Here is a 14647-nt window from a genome sequence, read left to right as displayed (position 1 = left end):
TATTTTCAATTCTTTTCCTCTGAATATATCATTTTGATATTTATATTGTTTTTTATTTTTACTTAGTTGGCACGAGAGTTGCTTGATTAACGACCAGAGATCCGGAGACCATTGCGCCATAACAGCCATGCTCGATGGATCATTGATTATTAATTTTGTAAATTTTGAGTAGCCGAAAATGAAAATGATACATTTTGCAATCGCATTATCCATGGTGTCAGCGCTGTCACTGGGCATCAGCGGCATAGTTATGGCAGCGGAGCCTGACTATACATTTACGACCGGCGAAATCAAGGCCGGCCAGGGTTGTAACATCCACACCTATGACCTGCCAGAGAAGGGCGGCACCGGTATTTATGCCTATGAAAATCATGGAAGTCAGCCATGTGACCTTCCGCTGAAACAGGCAGATAACCGAGACAAGCGAGTGGTGTCTGCCTGATTGCCAGAGGCAGAAATAGCGTCTGGACTCCCGGAAAGCTAACGGCTGCATTAAGAGAGACAAGCCGGGGGCGGTTCGTCGCAATCCGACACCTCCCTGGTCATGATCTGTAGCCGGTTCAGACGCGAAAACCTGTGTATTCGGTCTTTATTCAAATTTTTACCGTGTTGTAACTCGCCCGTAATACCCCACGTTTATCTTTTGTTTTTAGGTCCTTCCGTTTTTTGATTGTTTATATGATTCAAGCGCAAAGCGTCAAAAAGGAGCTTTTTATGAGCAAGGCCTTAATCGCCGCCGCCCAAACAAATCCCGGCATCCTTCGATACCCCGCCCATTCATCAGAAGCGTTGGAAGGGCCGGCCATAAGCCATCCGGAAAATCATGGTGAAGGCAGCGTGTTTGCCTTTAGCGAGCACTGGCTGACCCGTTATTATCAGCAATCCCTTTGGCAACAGCACCCGCTGTTGTTTCTGCTGCTGGTTTATTATGCACAGCGTCAAGACTGGTCTGATCAGCAATGGCTGCAGTGTCGCCGGCAATCTCTCCGGAATCTTTTGGCCATGATCGACCTGCCGGCGACCGAAGCCAATTACCGCATGTTAATGGATATAACCGAGTTGGATGGGCTTGATCAACTGTCAAGTTATAGACCATCAGAACTCGCCTCGCTGTATCAATTCTTTAAAAGCGATGACGCAAGCTCATTGGCGGGCGCAACTCTGCATCAGACGATCAAGCACATGCTCCAGCGCTCTTTCATAAGTGAAGTGCCGGCCCTTGTTCTGAGCTAGTGGTGGCGTGGGAATGATAAGCTGCTAACCGATAAGCCGGCCCAAAGTCGCCAAAGCCCGATCGACCCGTTCATCCCATTCGCAGGCGCAGTTCAGGCGGATGAAATTCCGGTACTTCTGCGTCGCTGAAAAAATCGGGCCAGGCGCGATGCTGATACCTGCCCTCAGCGCCTGCTGCGCCAGTTCGACGGCATTGATGTCGCCGGGCAGTTCCACCCACAGCACGAAGCCGCCCGCCGGCTGGGTCACGCGGGTTTCCCTGGGAAAATGCAGGCTGATGGCTTCCGTCATGCGTCCGATGGCGCGGGCGTATTGATTTCTGGCCTGGCGCAGGTAGCGGTCGTGGCTGCCGCCTTCCAGCATTTGCGCCACGGTCAGCTGGGCCAGGGTCGGAGCGGCCAGGTTGGTCACGTATTTCAGATATTCCACTTTTTCAAAGTATTGGCCCGGCACGATCCAGCCGACGCGCAATCCGGACGACAGCGATTTGGAGAACGACGAGCAATGCAGGACCCGGCCTTCGGTATCCCAGGCTTTAGCGACCGAGGGCCGCTGCAGGCCGAAGCCCAGGTCGCCGTAGACATCGTCTTCGATCAGCGCGATGCGGTAACGATTCATGAGATTGACCAGTTCGCGTTTGCGCTCATCGCTCATGCAATAGCCCAGCGGATTGCTGTAATTGGGCACCACGATGCAGGCCTTGATCGGCCACTGTTCGCAGGCCAATTGCAGAGCGTCCAGCGCCATGCCGTCGCGCGGGTGCGTCGGAATCTCGATGGCTTTCAGGGCCAGCGATTCGATGACCTGCAGCATGCCATAAAAGGTCGGCGATTCGATCGCGACAATGTCGCCGGGTTGGGTGACCGCGCGCAAGGCCAGCGTGATCGCTTCTTGGCAGCCGTTGGTGATGACGATGTCGTCGGGGCTGACCTGACAGCCGGCCTCGGACATGCGCCGGGCGATCTGCCGCCTCAGCTCCGGGCTGCCGGGCGGGAATTCGTAGCCGGCGACGCGGTTGCGGTAGCGGAGCGAACAGCCGGCCAGGGTCCGTTCCACGCGCTGCGTAGGCAGAAACGAAGGCGCCGGCACCGCCGCGCCCAGCTGCACCATAGACGGATCATTAGTCGCCTGGGCCAGCCGCAGCACCATGTCCTGGCCGGTCACGGGCGTCGGCCGGCTGGACGGTCTGGACACGGCCGGCTCCTGAAATCTGGCGCCGGGCCGGAAGCGCACGTAATAGCCGGAACGCTCCCGCGCTTCAATACAACCCTGGTCTTCCAACTGGTGCAGCGCCGCAACCGCCGTGGCCACGCTGATGTTATGCTGCTCGCGCAGCTTGCGGACGCTGGGCAGGCGGTCGCCCTGGCGGTAAACACCCTGGTCGATGGCCGTCAGTAAATGATCCGCGATGACTTCATAGAGTAATGCCATGGTTTTACCGTTACAGATAAGGCGTCAGGACAGCGGTACAGTGGCCGATCGACGCCATCTGTACCGGTTTAATTAACTGTTTTTGCTTCTGTATCGGCACCAGCATAGTGGGCTACGATAGCGGCGTCAACAACAAGGAGTTCATCATGACCAAATCCCTCTATATCATCGAACAGCCGTTCAGCGGAAAAGCCGGCGTCAGGCTGGCCGGCGGCCAGGCGCATTTGCCCGGCCGAGCCAGAACGGTTTTGAAAGGTGAGCTTTATGCCTAAACATAGATCGGCAAATCGTCAAAGTCTGGCCCTGGGCCTGTTAGGCGTATTCTGCTTCAGTCTGACATTGCCGGCGACTCGCCTGGCTGTGGTCGATCTGGACCCGGCCTTCGTAGGGTTGGGGCGCGCCATCATAGCCGCGAGTCTGGCCGCAATCGCACTTTGGGCGACGAAAGCGACCATTCCAACCAGACGGCAATGGCTCAGGTTAGGAGCCACGGCGCTCGGCGTCGTCATTGGCTTTCCGCTACTGTCGTCTCTGGCCATGAAAAGCGTTCCGGCTGCGCATGGCGCTGTCATTGTGGGTCTGATTCCGCTGTCGACGGCGCTGTTTGGCGCCTGGCTTGCAAAAGAGCGCCCTGGTCCTTTCTTCTGGCTGTCGACGACTGTCGGCAGCGCCGCCATCGTCGCGTTTTCTTTTATGGCCGGAGCGGGCGCGCTTCAAGCTGCGGATTTTTTATTACTGGGCTCTGTTATCGCGGTCGGTTTCGGCTATGCAGAAGGCGCACGGTTGTCCAAAGAGATCGGTGCCTGGCAAACCATCAGCTGGGCCTTGCTGCTGTCCGTGCCGGTGCTGCTGCCGCCTGTTGTCATGTCGGCGCCGACGGATATTTTTGCGGTGCGCTGGACGAGCCTGCTCGGATTCGCTTACGTCAGCATCGTGAGCATGTACCTGGCCTTTTTTGCTTGGTACAAAGGGCTGTCCATGGGCGGCATCGCCCGAGTCGGACAGCTTCAGTTACTGCAACCGTTTTTAACACTTGCCGGCGCGGCGATTATTCTGGAGGAATCCATAGAGGCTTCGCAAATCATTGCTGCCGCCATTGTGCTTTGTTGTGTTGCAGCTGGCAGAAAATCTCTGCCGGCCAATACAGTCGTTATCCAAAAACATTAACGAGGATTGATATGTCTGAACAAGCTCTCTGCTGGCTGAACGGTCAGCTGTTACCACTGGCGGATGCGTCCGTTCCGGTCAACGATCACGGTTTGCTGTACGGCGACGGCGTTTTCGAAGGCATCCGCATCTACCATAAACGCGCGTTCCGCCTGCAACAGCATCTTGAACGTCTGGCATTGTCGGCCAGGGCGATCGCGCTCGATATGCCTTACAGCCTTGCCGAGCTGATGGCGGCCGTCGAAGAAACCGTCGAGGTTTTCAGCCACGAGTCGGGCTATATCCGGCTGATGGTGACGCGCGGACCCGGCCCGCTGGGGCTGAATCCCGTCGGCTGCCATCGGCCCAACGTGATCATCATTGCCGATCAGATAAGCCTCGTGCACAGCCAGAGCCGCGATCAGGGCGCGCGCCTGATCATCGCGGCCACGCGCCGGCTGCCGTTCGACGGCCTGGACCCGAGGATCAAAAGCCTCAACTATCTGAACCATATCCTGGCCAAAATCGAAGCCAATCACGCCGGCGTCGATGAAGCCGTTTTATTGAACGGCCTGGGGCGGGTGACCGAGGGCACGGCCGACAATATCTTTATCGTGAAAAATGAAACACTGGTCACGCCGCCGTGCACGGAGGGCGCGCTGGAAGGCATCACCCGCGAACTGATCCTGGAACTGGCCGCCGAGGCCGGCATTTCTGTGCAGATTGCGCCGCTGGCGCCTTATGATCTTTATACGGCGGATGAATGTTTTCTGACCGGCACCGGCGCGGAAATGATTCCGGTCAAGGATATTGACGGACGAGGATTGACGAAATGCCCGGGGCCGGTTTTCAAACAGCTGAACCGGCTGTTTTTCGAGTGCATCGAGACGGAATCCCGGTAAATTTATCGTTCTCACGCTCCAACGTGGAACGCATCCTGCAACGCTCCTGCGTCACTGGCAGCATTCGTACTCTGGAGCGTGGAAACGATGATGAGGTTACTCGTAAAGTATCCAATGCCGCTCGCGAATCAGCCCGATACAAAGCCGCAGCTCCTGCTCCATGGCCCGGTCCTCACTTAAAAACGCCGCCTGTCCGCGCACCTGCGCGCAGGTGTTTTGCAGCGCCGGGCTTAACGCCTCCCGGTTGCCGCGCAGTTCCACGCCCTGGACGGCGGCCAGGAGCATGGCCGCTGCGACCTGCTCGGTGAGTTCCAGCACGCGCAGGCAGTCGCGGGCCGCGATCGTGCCCATGCTGACCTTATCCTGGTTGTGGCATTCGGTCGAGCGCGAGAACACGCTGGCCGGCATGGTCAGCTTCAGCGCCTCGGCGGTCCAGGCCGAAACGCCTATCTGCACGGCTTTAAAGCCGTGGTTGATCATGGCCTGTCCGGCATCGGCGCCGGACAGGTTGGCCGGCAGGCCGTGATTGAATTTGGGGTCCATCAGCTGCGCCATCTGCCGGTCCATCAGGTCGGCCAGATTGGCCACGGCCGTCTTCAGCGAATCCATGGCAAAGGCGATATGGCCGCCGTAAAAATGGCCGCCGTGCAGCACGCGCTCGCCTTCGGCGTCGATGATCGGGTTGTCATTGGCGCTGTTCAATTCGTTTTCGATGAACTGGCGCAGCCAGGGCAGTGAATCTTCCAACACACCGATCACATGCGGCGCGCAGCGCAGGGAATAGCGGTCCTGCAGGCGCGTGTCGTGCCGGGGCGCGCCGGTCGACAGTTGCAGATCGGCGCGCAGGCGCCCGGCGACGCGGTTCTGGCCCGGATGCGGCTTGACCGAAAACAGCTGTTCGTCGAAGTGGTAGGCATTGCCTTTCAAGGCGACTGAAGCCAGGCTGGTGATGCGCGTAGCCAGCTGCGACAGGTATTCGGCGCGCTGATACGCCAAACAGGCGAGCCCGGTCATGGCGGCCGTGCCGTTCATGATCGCGAGGCCTTCCTTCGGCTTCAGGGTCAAAGGTTCGATATCGAGCCTCGCCAGAACCGCCTGCGCAGGCTGGCGCTGGCCTTGATACAGGACGTCCCGCTCGCCGGCCAGCACGGCCGCGACATAGGACAGCGGCGTCAGGTCGCCGCTGGCACCGACCGAGCCTTCCTGCGGAATCAACGGCAGAATATCGTGTTTCAGCAGCGCGGCCAGCTGCTGCAGCAACCGGTAGCGCACGCCCGAGAAGCCCTGCGCGAGACTGTTCAGGCGCGCGGCCAGAATGGCCCGCGTCTGCTCGGCGTCGAAATGGCTCCCCAGGCCGCAGCCGTGGAAGGTGTAGAGATGCCGGGGCAATGCTTCGACCAGATGCAGCGGCACGGCTACTGTGCAGGAATCGCCGTAGCCGGTCGTAACGCCGTAAACAAAGCCCTCTTCCTTTAACAAGGTATCGATGAATTGTGCGCCTTTGTCGATGCGCGCTATGAAATGGCCGTCTTTGCTTAACTCGCAGACGGCCTGCCGGCTGGCGAGCCGGCACACGTCTTCGATCGTCAGCGGCTGGCCGTCGAAAATGACTTTATCTTTTAGCGGTGATTGATTATTCATGAGGCATCGTTGAGTGCGAATGAATTCGCACCTACATCAATTCTGTTTTTATTCATAGTCAGGTCAAATATTCGGGCAATCATCCGTGCCAAAAATCGAAGAAATTGAACCATTGCAGAGGCTCTTTCAGGCAATAAGCCTGCAGGCGTTCGGCATAGCGCTGGATCTCGACCTGCATGGCCTGTTCGCGCGTTTTGCGCGGAAACTTAAGCCCGTCGCTGAAATGGTCGAAGTAAATCGCGTGCCTGCCCCGCTCCTTCAGGCAGAACAGCGTATAGACGGGGCATTTGAGCAACGCCGCCAGGATGAACGGGCCTTGCGGGAACGGTGCCTCTTCGCCCAGAAATCGAGCCTTGAGAACGCGCGGCTGCTCGCTGACCGGCGTTCTGTCGGCGGTGATGATGACCAGCTCGCCGTTGTCGATCTTGTCGTTCAGCAGTATCGACGTGGCCGCCGTGATTTCGGTGACCTGTATCAGGTTCATGCTGCTGGCTTCGTTGTACTGGCTGAGCAACTTGTTGAATTTCTCGGCGTGCTTGGTGTGTACGAGCACGTTGATGCGGATGTCCTTGTCCAGATGGGCGAGCACGCGGCAGACGTCCAGGTTGCCCAGGTGCGATCCCAGCAGCACTGCGCCGCGCCCGCTGGCGATCTGGGCCATCATGGCATCGCGGCCATGGTACTCGACATCGGCGCGTGACACAGCGCCGGACCAGGCCGCCAGTTTGTCGATCAAGGCATTGGCGAAACAGATGAAATGCCGGTAACTGCCGCCCGGCTTCAACGACGGCGAAAAGCCGGCCACGCGATCCAGGTAATCTCGGCTGGCTCGCCGTCCCCGCTTGTTGACCAGCCAGTAATAGCTGACCACAGGATACAGAAACACCTGAAGAATACGGCGGCCGCACAGCAGGTAAATTTTCAGCAGCAGGCGCATGCCCCAGACGATGCCGCTTTCCTGCATCTCGGCCCAGTGCTTGCTCTGCTTCATCGCCAATGCCTGATCAGTAATTGCGGAAAACGCACCAGCATGCCTAAAAACAGCCGGGCATGAATCATCGAAATCATGGCATTGTCGCGCCATAGCTTGAAGTGCGAGACGCCGTCGTAAGGATAGCGCACGCGCGTGGGTACGTTGACGGCATCCGTGCCCTGCCAGTACAGGCGCACGACGATGTCGATGTCAAAATCCATGCGCCGGCCGATACGCGTGCTCTTGAGCAACCGCGCCACAGCCGCCAGGGGATACAGGCGGAAGCCGCACATGCCGTCGGCGATCGCCAGAGACAGCGTGTTGGTCGCTATCCACAGGTTGGTGAATTGCCGGCCGTAACGCCGGCTTTTGGGCGCGGAATCGTCGAACACGGGCCGGCCCAGAATCATGGCGTCCGGTTCGCGCCGGCTCGCCGCCAGGAATGCGCGAATATCGTCAATGTCGTGCTGCCCGTCGGCATCGATCTGCAGCGCATGGGTAAAGCCCAGCCTGATGGCTTCGTTGAAACCGTCGATCACGGCCGCGCCCTTGCCGCCGTTTTCAGGCCGGTCGATCAGAGCCAGCCAGCCGGCTTCCCGTTCGGCAATCGCGGCCAATACGTTTGAGCAGGCTTCCGAGCTGCCGTCGTTGACCAGCAGGCAGAACAGGTCCTGCGCCTTCAGTCTCGCCACGACCTCTGAGATGGCTTGTTCATGATTATAAACCGGCACGATGACGCAGGCTTTCATGGCATGAATCGGGCCGTGCCGGCATGATGCCGGATTGTTTGATGTTTGGAATAATGCACGTGGATTTTCTTTTTTCAGAGGCTAACCGGAGAAGATAGACGACAACATTGGTATCAACGAAAGCCGGCACGGTCATGAAGCTCGTCGCGGTTGAATTTGGTACCGTCGTAGCGACCCTTGAATTTTTCCAGAACGGCCAGCGCATGAGCCTGCCGTTCTTCATGATCCCGCTTCCTTTTCGCTTTCAGAAACTCGACAAAATCCAGAATTTCACGCGCATCGGCCTCGGGCAAAGTTCTAACTTGCTCAAAAATCTTCTCCGCTATAGTCATGATATTTCCTCCGCAATGTAATCAATGCACCGGGACCTTATAATGCAGGTTTTCATAGCGTTTTTCCATAGACCAAGCGGCCCGAGCTGTGCGGCCCCTGCTTCGAGCTCATCGTGAAATACAGTTTGCCGGCCCGGGCGTTCCATTCCAGCGACAAGGTCAGCGTATTGCCGGGCTCGATGAGCCTGACGAATTTGATGACGTCCATATGCGAGAACGGCTGGCCGATATCGAAAAACAGCTTGCCGTAATGCTCGGCCCAGGCGATCTGCACGACGCCCGGCAGGATCGGGAAATTCCGGAAGTGATCTTTAAAATAAACCAGCTCGGGCGGAATCAGCAGTTTCAGTTCGACATGCTCAGGCGCCAGGTTCAGGCCCAGCACTTGAGGCAGTTTACGGCTGCTTGACGCCAGCAGTTCATTCAGCAGGCGCGTGTCGGTTTTGCCCTGGGTTGTCAACGGAATGCTGTCCAGAATCAGCCATTTCCTCGGCAGAACGACGGCATCGAACCAGTGATGCAGCGCCTCGCGCAGCTGCCGGATCAGGCCTGATCTGCCCTGCTCTGCCAGCAGTTGCCTGCCGTCCCGGTTCAGCACGATGCCTGCGCCGATGGTGTCGCGGCTTTTCGCAATCATCAATGTGACGGCTTCAGCTATCCAGGGCAGCTCTGCCAAGCGCTGCTCCATTTCACTCAGGGACAGGCGTTTTTCCTCGACCTTGACGATGCGGTCCAGGCGGCCTGCCAGCAGGAAGCGGCCGTCATCGAGGAGCTCGATCCGGTCGGCCAGCTCCAGCCGTTCGCCGTCCAATAAATAAGGCGATTGCAGCCGCCAGCGCGCCTGCTCATGGCTCAACGCCATACCTTCGAACAGCGTCCAGGGCGTCGTCGGCTCAAGGCCCTGCCGGCGCCAGGCGATGCCGCCGCTTTCCGTGCTGCCGAAGATTTCAATCGCGGACTGCCCGCAGCAGGCGGAAACCTGCATGGCCGCCTCATGCGACAGCGGACCGCCGGAGCTGAAGATAGCTGCAAAATCCGCCATCAGCGGCTGGTCCAGCCGTTTCAGGTGCGCCGGGCTGGCAATCCAGTAAACGGGCCGGCTCTTGCCATAGTGAGCTATGGCTTCGGCATTGAAATAGATGCGGCTGTGGAAACAGCGGCCTGCCGACAAAGGCCACAAGATGCGGAACAATAAACCGTAAATATGCTGATGGCTGACCGTCGCCAAGGCCGCCGCATCGGCCAGCTGCCTGCCCCACTGCTTTTCCAGCGTTTCAGCTTCGCGCAGGAGCTGTATCAATCGCTTAGGGACCGGCTTGGCCTCGCCCGTGGAGCCCGAGGTGAACATGACCAGTTGCGCGCTTGACGGATCGAGCGGCGCCAATCGCTGATCCGGGTATGGCATGGCGTTCAGCAAATAGTCCGTAATCGCCTCTTCAGGCCAGTCGCCGATCAACCGGCAGCCCTGCTCCTTCAGCTGTCCTGCCGAGCCTGGACGGTTATTACCGGGTATCCAGACTTCCTTATCGGCATACAGCAGCGCGAACAACAGCACGGCGAAAGGATAGGCGTCCTCGGTGTATAAAGCATAGCGCCGTTCCGGCTGCGCCCGCAGTTCGTCCGTCCATCGGCAGACAGCCGCCTGAAACTCGCTGGCGTGATAATAACGCCCGCCATGCCAGGAAACCGGCGGATCGGCCAGCCTTGCCGTCAGGCACTTGGACAGCGTGATAAATCTATCGGGCATGTTTTTGAGTCCGCAGCCTGACGATATACTCGCCGCCGAATAAAGTGCCCATCAGCAGATAGGAGATCAGGCCGTTGTATAGACTCCACTGCTCGAAACTGCCCCACAAGGCCGTCGCCAGTGCGATCAGGCCGTTCATGAGAAAAAACACGCACCAGACTTGCGTGACCCGGCGCGTATAAACGACGCCTTCGGGCGGCAGATCAGGATGCTGCAGCCGCGCCAGGCGTTCGATCAGGGGCTGCGGCGACCACAGGCTCCAGGCAAAAATCAGCAGCATGCCGGTACTGACCAGCGCCGGATAAAAGCGCAGGGCAATGAGATTGTTGGCCCAGATCGCGAAGCCGCAATAGAGCATGCCGGCTATCAGTAGCGGCCGCAGCCATTGTCCGCCCATACGAGTGGCCAAACGCAGGACCAGCAGAGTCAATAAAATACCGGCGATGACCCTCGGTTCGACATAGTGCATGCCGAAGTAAACAGCGAACGGATAGGCGAGCGTCAGCAAGCCGATCAGGCTGTTTAGCGCAACCCGCATCAATCCTGCACCAGTCTATGGACGGCCTCGACCACGTCGCCGATCGTGCGCGCCGATTTGAAGTCTTCCGGCTTGACGGATTTGCCGGTCATTTCTTTCAGTTTGACGATCATGTCGACGGCATCGATGCTGTCGAAATCAAGGTCTTCGTATAACCGGGCTTCCAGGGTGATGCTGTCTTCGTCAATTTCAAACAGCTCGACCATGATGGATTTGATAGCCGATAAAATTTCTTCTTGTGAATTCATAACACCCTCAACGGCGCACCGATTCAATATAGTCTGCCAGCGCCGAAACCGAAGAAAAAATCTTCGCGACATCGTCTTTTTCGGCATCGATTTTTACATCATACTTCTTGCGGATCGCCAGGCCCAATTCCAGGGCGTCGATTGAATCCAGACCCAAGCCGTCGTTAAACAGCGGTTCATGACTGTCAATGTCGTCGATGCCGATATCTTCCAGATCCAGCGCATCGATGATCAACTGTTTTAGTTCATTTTCCATAGTACTTATAGACTTCTCTCTGTTGCGTAAAATAGTCTTGCAAATAGTGATTCAACCGGCGTACGGCGATTGATTTCGAACTCGCGCCGGTAAATTCGTCCAGCGCGATATCGTCGCCGACATGCATGGCCAGATGAAAGCGCCGGTAGGGAATCCGGTACCAGGGCGCGGCCTTGGTCAACGTGCTGGGATAACACGAAATCGTTACCGGCGTGACGATCTTTCCGGCCTGTATCGCGATAGCGGCCGCGCCGCGCTGGAACCGATAGGGTTTGCCCGGCACCGAGCGCGTGCCTTCCGGGAAAATGATCATCGATCCGCCCGCCTTCAGCCAGTCGACGCATTCGGCGATCATGCTTTCAGGTTCGCTGTTGCTGATATAGCCGGCATTGACGATAGGCCCGCGCATGAACGGGTTGCGCCATAACGAACCTTTGACGATGCAGCTGGCCTCTTTGATCCGGCTGATCAGGAATACGATATCGACCAGAGTCGGATGGTTGGCGATGATCAATTGCCCCGGCCGGTTCAGTTTCTCCAGGCCGACGATGTCGTAGGTCATGATCCCCAAGCGATGCATCAGCCCAATGAAGGAGTAAAAGCTGTAATGCACCACGCGCTGCCCGCGGCTTATTTTCTGCCGGCGCGCGCCCGGCAGCACCGACAGCAGCGGAAACACCAGCAGCCATAGCAGCAAACCGCCCAGACCAAAACTGAAAAAACTGAAACCTGTGGCAAAAAGACGCCAGCCGTACCGGATTTTTGCCGTCATCGCTTATGCCAGCTCCAACTATGTTTTTGGTTTCCCAGGGTCAGCGACTTCTGACCGGAAGCCAGAAACTTCGCAAACGCCAGCAACTGCACCGGCTGTTCGCCATCGTCGCGCAATTCGGGCGACCGACAGAACCGCATCGCCAGGCCAGGCCCTGCCGCCGCGATTTTCAAGGCCAGCGCGCAAGGCATATCGATGTTCAGCTTGAACGGTTCAAACGGGAAAAAATCGGGCAGCGGCTCATCGTACAAAACCAGCAAAACCTCGTCCCTGCCCTCGCTCAGCATGCCGGCTGCCTCGATAAAAGCCGCGGCAATGCCTTCCATGCCCGGCGCAATAACCGTGCTTTCCTGCTGATTGTCGTAAACAATCGAAAACAGCCCCGAAATGGCGTTATGGACGGACAGGCTGAAGGCTGTCGGCGACAGTTCCTCGCCCGCTTCTATGGTCTTGAGCATCTGGAACGATTTGCCGATTTCGCCGTGCGTGGAACTGAATACCGTCGGCACCTGCTCACCGGCCTTGATGCAGTGGTCGGCGGCATGAAACACGGCTTTCGCCAGCAGGTTCAGCCGGCGCTGCAGCATTTTCGGCACCGAAGCCGGCGCCCCGGGCGGCTCCGCCGTCATCGATTTATGTCCCGCACTCCATGCCTGCCAGTCATCGGAACTGCTCAACCCCGGCGCCCAAGCGCCCCAGTCGCGCAAAACAAAATCGGAAACGATCAACTTATACCTGCATGCAATTATTCAACCGAGACAGCATGAAGCAGCGCCAGGCCGTTCCATGCTGTAAATGACATAAACCATAAGATCCGGCGCCGGAGCGCGGCTTCAGGATTATAAAGAAAACAATTCGCGCATTTTCTGGCCGGGGCTTTCGGCGCGCATAAACGCCTCGCCGACCAGGAAAGTATAAACCTCGTTATCGAGCATCAGGCGCACATCGTCCGGCGTATGGATGCCGCTCTCGGTAATGATCATGCGGTCCGCCGGCACCAGGGCTTTCAAGTCCAGGGTCGTTTGCAGCGTGGTCTCGAACGTGCGCAGATTGCGGTTGTTGATGCCGATCAGCTTGGTATCGAGTTGCAACGCGCGCGCCATTTCGGCCGCATCATGCACTTCGACCAGCACGTCCATACCCAGCTTCGTGGCCGTGTCGGACAATTCCTGCATCCGGCTGTCGGTCAGCGCCGCCACGATCAGCAGAATGCAGTCCGCGCCCAACGCGCGCGCTTCGTAAACCTGATACGGGTCGATCATGAAATCCTTTCTGAGCACGGGCAACGGGCAGCGCTCCCTGACCATCTGCAGGTATACTTCCGAGCCCTGAAAGAATTCCTTGTCGGTCAGCACCGACAGGCAGGCCGCGCCGTTCATGGCGTAATCCTGGCCGATCGCGACCGGCTGGAAATCCTCGCGGATCACGCCCTTGCTGGGCGAGGCTTTCTTGATCTCGGCGATAATGGCCGGCTTTTTGGCCAGCACCCGGCTCTGCAGAGCATTATAGAATCCGCGCGGTCTCTCCATGCCGCCGCCGATGTCTTCGAGGTCGGCAACGGACATGCGCAGTTTGCGATGCGCGACTTCTTCCTGTTTTTTGTCGAGGATTTTTCTCAGAATATCAGGCGTATTGGTCATGGTTTTCAGTGAGTTAAAGTTTTTGAATAGGCAATCAGGGCATCCCATTTCGCGCGCGCCGCGCCGCTGGCAATGACCTGCTGGGCTTTGTCCACGCCGGCTGCCAGCGAATCGGCGAGATCGGCCGCATAAATCGCCGCGCCGGCATTCAGCGCCACGATATCGCGGGCAGGTCCTGGACGGTTGTCCAGCACCGACTTCACCATCGCCAGGCTGGACGCCGTGCCGTCGACGGCCAGCTCGGCGATATCGGCGCGCTGCAAGCCGAACTGCTCGGGCGTCACCTTATAGGTCGTGACCTGGCCGTCTTTCAGTTCGGCAACGCTAGTCGCGCAGGCGATGCTGATTTCATCGAGCCCGTCATCGGCATTGACGACCAGCACATGCCGGCTGCCGAGCTTTTTCAGGACCTGCGCCAAAGGCTCCAGCCAGTCCTTGCCGAAGACGCCGATGAGCTGGTTTGGTGCGCCGGCCGGATTCGACAGCGGACCCAGCAGGTTGAACAGCGTCCTGACGCCCATTTCCCTGCGCGGGCCGATCGCGTATTTCATGGCGCCGTGATGCTTGGGCGCGAACAGAAAGCCGACGCCGAGCTCATTGACACAGCGGGCGACCTGTTCGGCCGTCAGATCGAGATTGACACCGGCCGCTTCCAGCACATCGGCGCTGCCGCAGCTACTCGAAACGGAGCGATTGCCGTGCTTGGCCACACGCCCGCCGGCTGCGGCTACGACGAACGCGCAGGTCGTGGAAATATTAAATGTATTTGCGCCGTCGCCGCCCGTGCCGCAGGTATCGATCAGGTATTCACCTTTGACATGCACTTTGCCGGCCAGCTCCCGCATGACTTCGGCCGCGGCCGCGATTTCATCGATGCTTTCGCCTTTGCAGCGCAAGGCGATCAGGAAACCGCCGATCTGCGCATCGGTCGCGCCGCCGCTCATGATCAGGCGCATGACCGCGCGCATCTGATCGGCGCTCAGGTCTTGTTTATCGAGCAGTATCTGCAGGGCTTTCTGGATTTGCATTGTGGTTCTCG

18 protein-coding genes are annotated in these 14647 nt (G+C 58.2%); 5 read left to right on the top strand and 13 right to left on the bottom strand.

Annotated features, from left to right (window positions below):
• The first annotated feature begins 178 nt into the window (after positions 1-178).
• On the top strand, positions 179-442 hold the full coding sequence (locus tag IT781_RS04800; protein ID WP_194969000.1) for a hypothetical protein: 264 nt from the start codon (positions 179-181) through the stop codon (positions 440-442).
• Between the two features lie 272 nt (positions 443-714).
• Positions 715-1233, top strand: a complete 519-nt coding sequence (locus IT781_RS04795) for a hypothetical protein (protein ID WP_194968999.1) — start codon at positions 715-717, stop codon at positions 1231-1233.
• 24 nt (positions 1234-1257) lie between these two features.
• Here IT781_RS04795 and IT781_RS04790 read toward each other — a convergent pair whose 3' ends face one another.
• Complete coding sequence (locus IT781_RS04790; protein ID WP_194968998.1) at positions 1258-2664, bottom strand: PLP-dependent aminotransferase family protein; 1407 nt, start codon at positions 2662-2664, stop codon at positions 1258-1260.
• Between the two features lie 146 nt (positions 2665-2810).
• Between IT781_RS04790 and IT781_RS22580 the strand changes: the two genes are divergently transcribed.
• The 3 genes from IT781_RS22580 to ilvE are packed head-to-tail and all read left to right on the top strand — an operon-like array spanning position 2811 to position 4712.
• Positions 2811-2936, top strand: coding sequence for a hypothetical protein (locus tag IT781_RS22580; protein ID WP_255528656.1), 126 nt, complete (start codon positions 2811-2813; stop codon positions 2934-2936).
• Entirely contained in the window at positions 2929-3831 is a 903-nt protein-coding gene (locus IT781_RS04785) for a DMT family transporter (protein ID WP_194968997.1), read from the top strand. Before IT781_RS22580 ends, IT781_RS04785 begins: the two co-directional genes overlap by 8 nt.
• A gap of 11 nt (positions 3832-3842) precedes the next feature.
• Positions 3843-4712: a branched-chain-amino-acid transaminase gene (gene ilvE, locus IT781_RS04780; protein WP_194968996.1), complete on the top strand. Its 870-nt coding sequence runs from the start codon at positions 3843-3845 to the stop codon at positions 4710-4712.
• A gap of 96 nt (positions 4713-4808) precedes the next feature.
• Here ilvE and hutH read toward each other — a convergent pair whose 3' ends face one another.
• The 12 genes from hutH to trpD all read right to left on the bottom strand — a co-directional run bounded on the left by hutH (position 4809) and on the right by trpD (position 14636).
• Positions 4809-6353 carry a histidine ammonia-lyase gene (hutH, locus tag IT781_RS04775; protein ID WP_194968995.1) on the bottom strand — a complete coding sequence of 515 codons (1545 nt, stop codon included), beginning with the start codon at positions 6351-6353 and terminating at the stop codon, positions 4809-4811.
• A 79-nt stretch (positions 6354-6432) separates the two neighbouring features.
• Positions 6433-7344 (bottom strand): hypothetical protein, encoded by a 912-nt coding sequence (locus tag IT781_RS04770; protein ID WP_194968994.1) that lies wholly within the window; start codon positions 7342-7344, stop codon positions 6433-6435.
• Positions 7341-8075, bottom strand: a complete 735-nt coding sequence (locus IT781_RS04765; RefSeq protein ID WP_194968993.1) for a glycosyltransferase family 2 protein — start codon at positions 8073-8075, stop codon at positions 7341-7343. The genes IT781_RS04770 and IT781_RS04765 overlap by 4 nt, the downstream gene beginning before the upstream one ends.
• 113 nt (positions 8076-8188) lie before the next feature.
• Entirely contained in the window at positions 8189-8407 is a 219-nt protein-coding gene (locus tag IT781_RS04760; RefSeq protein ID WP_194968992.1) for a DUF2281 domain-containing protein, read from the bottom strand.
• 52 nt (positions 8408-8459) lie between these two features.
• Positions 8460-10154 carry an AMP-binding protein gene (locus IT781_RS04755; RefSeq protein WP_194968991.1) on the bottom strand — a complete coding sequence of 565 codons (1695 nt, stop codon included), beginning with the start codon at positions 10152-10154 and terminating at the stop codon, positions 8460-8462.
• On the bottom strand, positions 10144-10692 hold the full coding sequence (locus IT781_RS04750; protein WP_194968990.1) for a hypothetical protein: 549 nt from the start codon (positions 10690-10692) through the stop codon (positions 10144-10146). Before IT781_RS04750 ends, IT781_RS04755 begins: the two co-directional genes overlap by 11 nt.
• Positions 10692-10940 carry an acyl carrier protein gene (locus IT781_RS04745; RefSeq protein ID WP_194968989.1) on the bottom strand — a complete coding sequence of 83 codons (249 nt, stop codon included), beginning with the start codon at positions 10938-10940 and terminating at the stop codon, positions 10692-10694. Before IT781_RS04745 ends, IT781_RS04750 begins: the two co-directional genes overlap by 1 nt.
• A 7-nt stretch (positions 10941-10947) precedes the next feature.
• Positions 10948-11196, bottom strand: a complete 249-nt coding sequence (locus IT781_RS04740) for a phosphopantetheine-binding protein (RefSeq protein ID WP_228778930.1) — start codon at positions 11194-11196, stop codon at positions 10948-10950.
• Entirely contained in the window at positions 11186-11968 is a 783-nt protein-coding gene (locus IT781_RS04735; protein ID WP_194968988.1) for a 1-acyl-sn-glycerol-3-phosphate acyltransferase, read from the bottom strand. Before IT781_RS04735 ends, IT781_RS04740 begins: the two co-directional genes overlap by 11 nt.
• Positions 11965-12696, bottom strand: a complete 732-nt coding sequence (locus IT781_RS04730) for a beta-ketoacyl synthase chain length factor (RefSeq protein ID WP_194968987.1) — start codon at positions 12694-12696, stop codon at positions 11965-11967. The genes IT781_RS04735 and IT781_RS04730 overlap by 4 nt, the downstream gene beginning before the upstream one ends.
• A gap of 111 nt (positions 12697-12807) precedes the next feature.
• The gene (gene trpC / locus IT781_RS04725; protein ID WP_194968986.1) at positions 12808-13608 is read right to left on the bottom strand and encodes an indole-3-glycerol phosphate synthase TrpC; all 801 of its coding nucleotides are present in this window, start codon (positions 13606-13608) and stop codon (positions 12808-12810) included.
• A gap of 5 nt (positions 13609-13613) precedes the next feature.
• The gene (gene trpD / locus IT781_RS04720) at positions 13614-14636 is read right to left on the bottom strand and encodes an anthranilate phosphoribosyltransferase (RefSeq protein ID WP_194968985.1); all 1023 of its coding nucleotides are present in this window, start codon (positions 14634-14636) and stop codon (positions 13614-13616) included.
• Between the last annotated feature and the right edge of the window lie 11 nt (positions 14637-14647).

It is taken from the genome of Methylobacter sp. BlB1 (assembly GCF_015476545.1).
GTDB lineage: Bacteria > Pseudomonadota > Gammaproteobacteria > Methylococcales > Methylomonadaceae > Methylobacter.
Note: the sequence above shows the minus strand (reverse complement) of the source record. Positions and strands in the feature narration are given on the sequence as shown.

What these genes read in the sequence shown, in the direction of transcription:
- IT781_RS04800 (WP_194969000.1), top strand. Translation starts at nt 179, where the DNA reads ATGAAAATGATACATTTTGCAATCGCATTATCCATGGTGTCAGCGCTG.
- IT781_RS04795 (WP_194968999.1), top strand. Translation starts at nt 715, where the DNA reads ATGAGCAAGGCCTTAATCGCCGCCGCCCAAACAAATCCCGGCATCCTT.
- IT781_RS04790 (WP_194968998.1), bottom strand. Translation starts at nt 2,664, where the DNA reads ATGGCATTACTCTATGAAGTCATCGCGGATCATTTACTGACGGCCATC.
- IT781_RS22580 (WP_255528656.1), top strand. Translation starts at nt 2,811, where the DNA reads ATGACCAAATCCCTCTATATCATCGAACAGCCGTTCAGCGGAAAAGCC.
- IT781_RS04785 (WP_194968997.1), top strand. Translation starts at nt 2,929, where the DNA reads ATGCCTAAACATAGATCGGCAAATCGTCAAAGTCTGGCCCTGGGCCTG.
- ilvE (WP_194968996.1), top strand. Translation starts at nt 3,843, where the DNA reads ATGTCTGAACAAGCTCTCTGCTGGCTGAACGGTCAGCTGTTACCACTG.
- hutH (WP_194968995.1), bottom strand. Translation starts at nt 6,353, where the DNA reads ATGAATAATCAATCACCGCTAAAAGATAAAGTCATTTTCGACGGCCAG.
- IT781_RS04770 (WP_194968994.1), bottom strand. Translation starts at nt 7,344, where the DNA reads ATGAAGCAGAGCAAGCACTGGGCCGAGATGCAGGAAAGCGGCATCGTC.
- IT781_RS04765 (WP_194968993.1), bottom strand. Translation starts at nt 8,075, where the DNA reads ATGAAAGCCTGCGTCATCGTGCCGGTTTATAATCATGAACAAGCCATC.
- IT781_RS04760 (WP_194968992.1), bottom strand. Translation starts at nt 8,407, where the DNA reads ATGACTATAGCGGAGAAGATTTTTGAGCAAGTTAGAACTTTGCCCGAG.
- IT781_RS04755 (WP_194968991.1), bottom strand. Translation starts at nt 10,154, where the DNA reads ATGCCCGATAGATTTATCACGCTGTCCAAGTGCCTGACGGCAAGGCTG.
- IT781_RS04750 (WP_194968990.1), bottom strand. Translation starts at nt 10,692, where the DNA reads ATGCGGGTTGCGCTAAACAGCCTGATCGGCTTGCTGACGCTCGCCTAT.
- IT781_RS04745 (WP_194968989.1), bottom strand. Translation starts at nt 10,940, where the DNA reads ATGAATTCACAAGAAGAAATTTTATCGGCTATCAAATCCATCATGGTC.
- IT781_RS04740 (WP_228778930.1), bottom strand. Translation starts at nt 11,196, where the DNA reads ATGGAAAATGAACTAAAACAGTTGATCATCGATGCGCTGGATCTGGAA.
- IT781_RS04735 (WP_194968988.1), bottom strand. Translation starts at nt 11,968, where the DNA reads ATGACGGCAAAAATCCGGTACGGCTGGCGTCTTTTTGCCACAGGTTTC.
- trpC (WP_194968986.1), bottom strand. Translation starts at nt 13,608, where the DNA reads ATGACCAATACGCCTGATATTCTGAGAAAAATCCTCGACAAAAAACAG.
- trpD (WP_194968985.1), bottom strand. Translation starts at nt 14,636, where the DNA reads ATGCAAATCCAGAAAGCCCTGCAGATACTGCTCGATAAACAAGACCTG.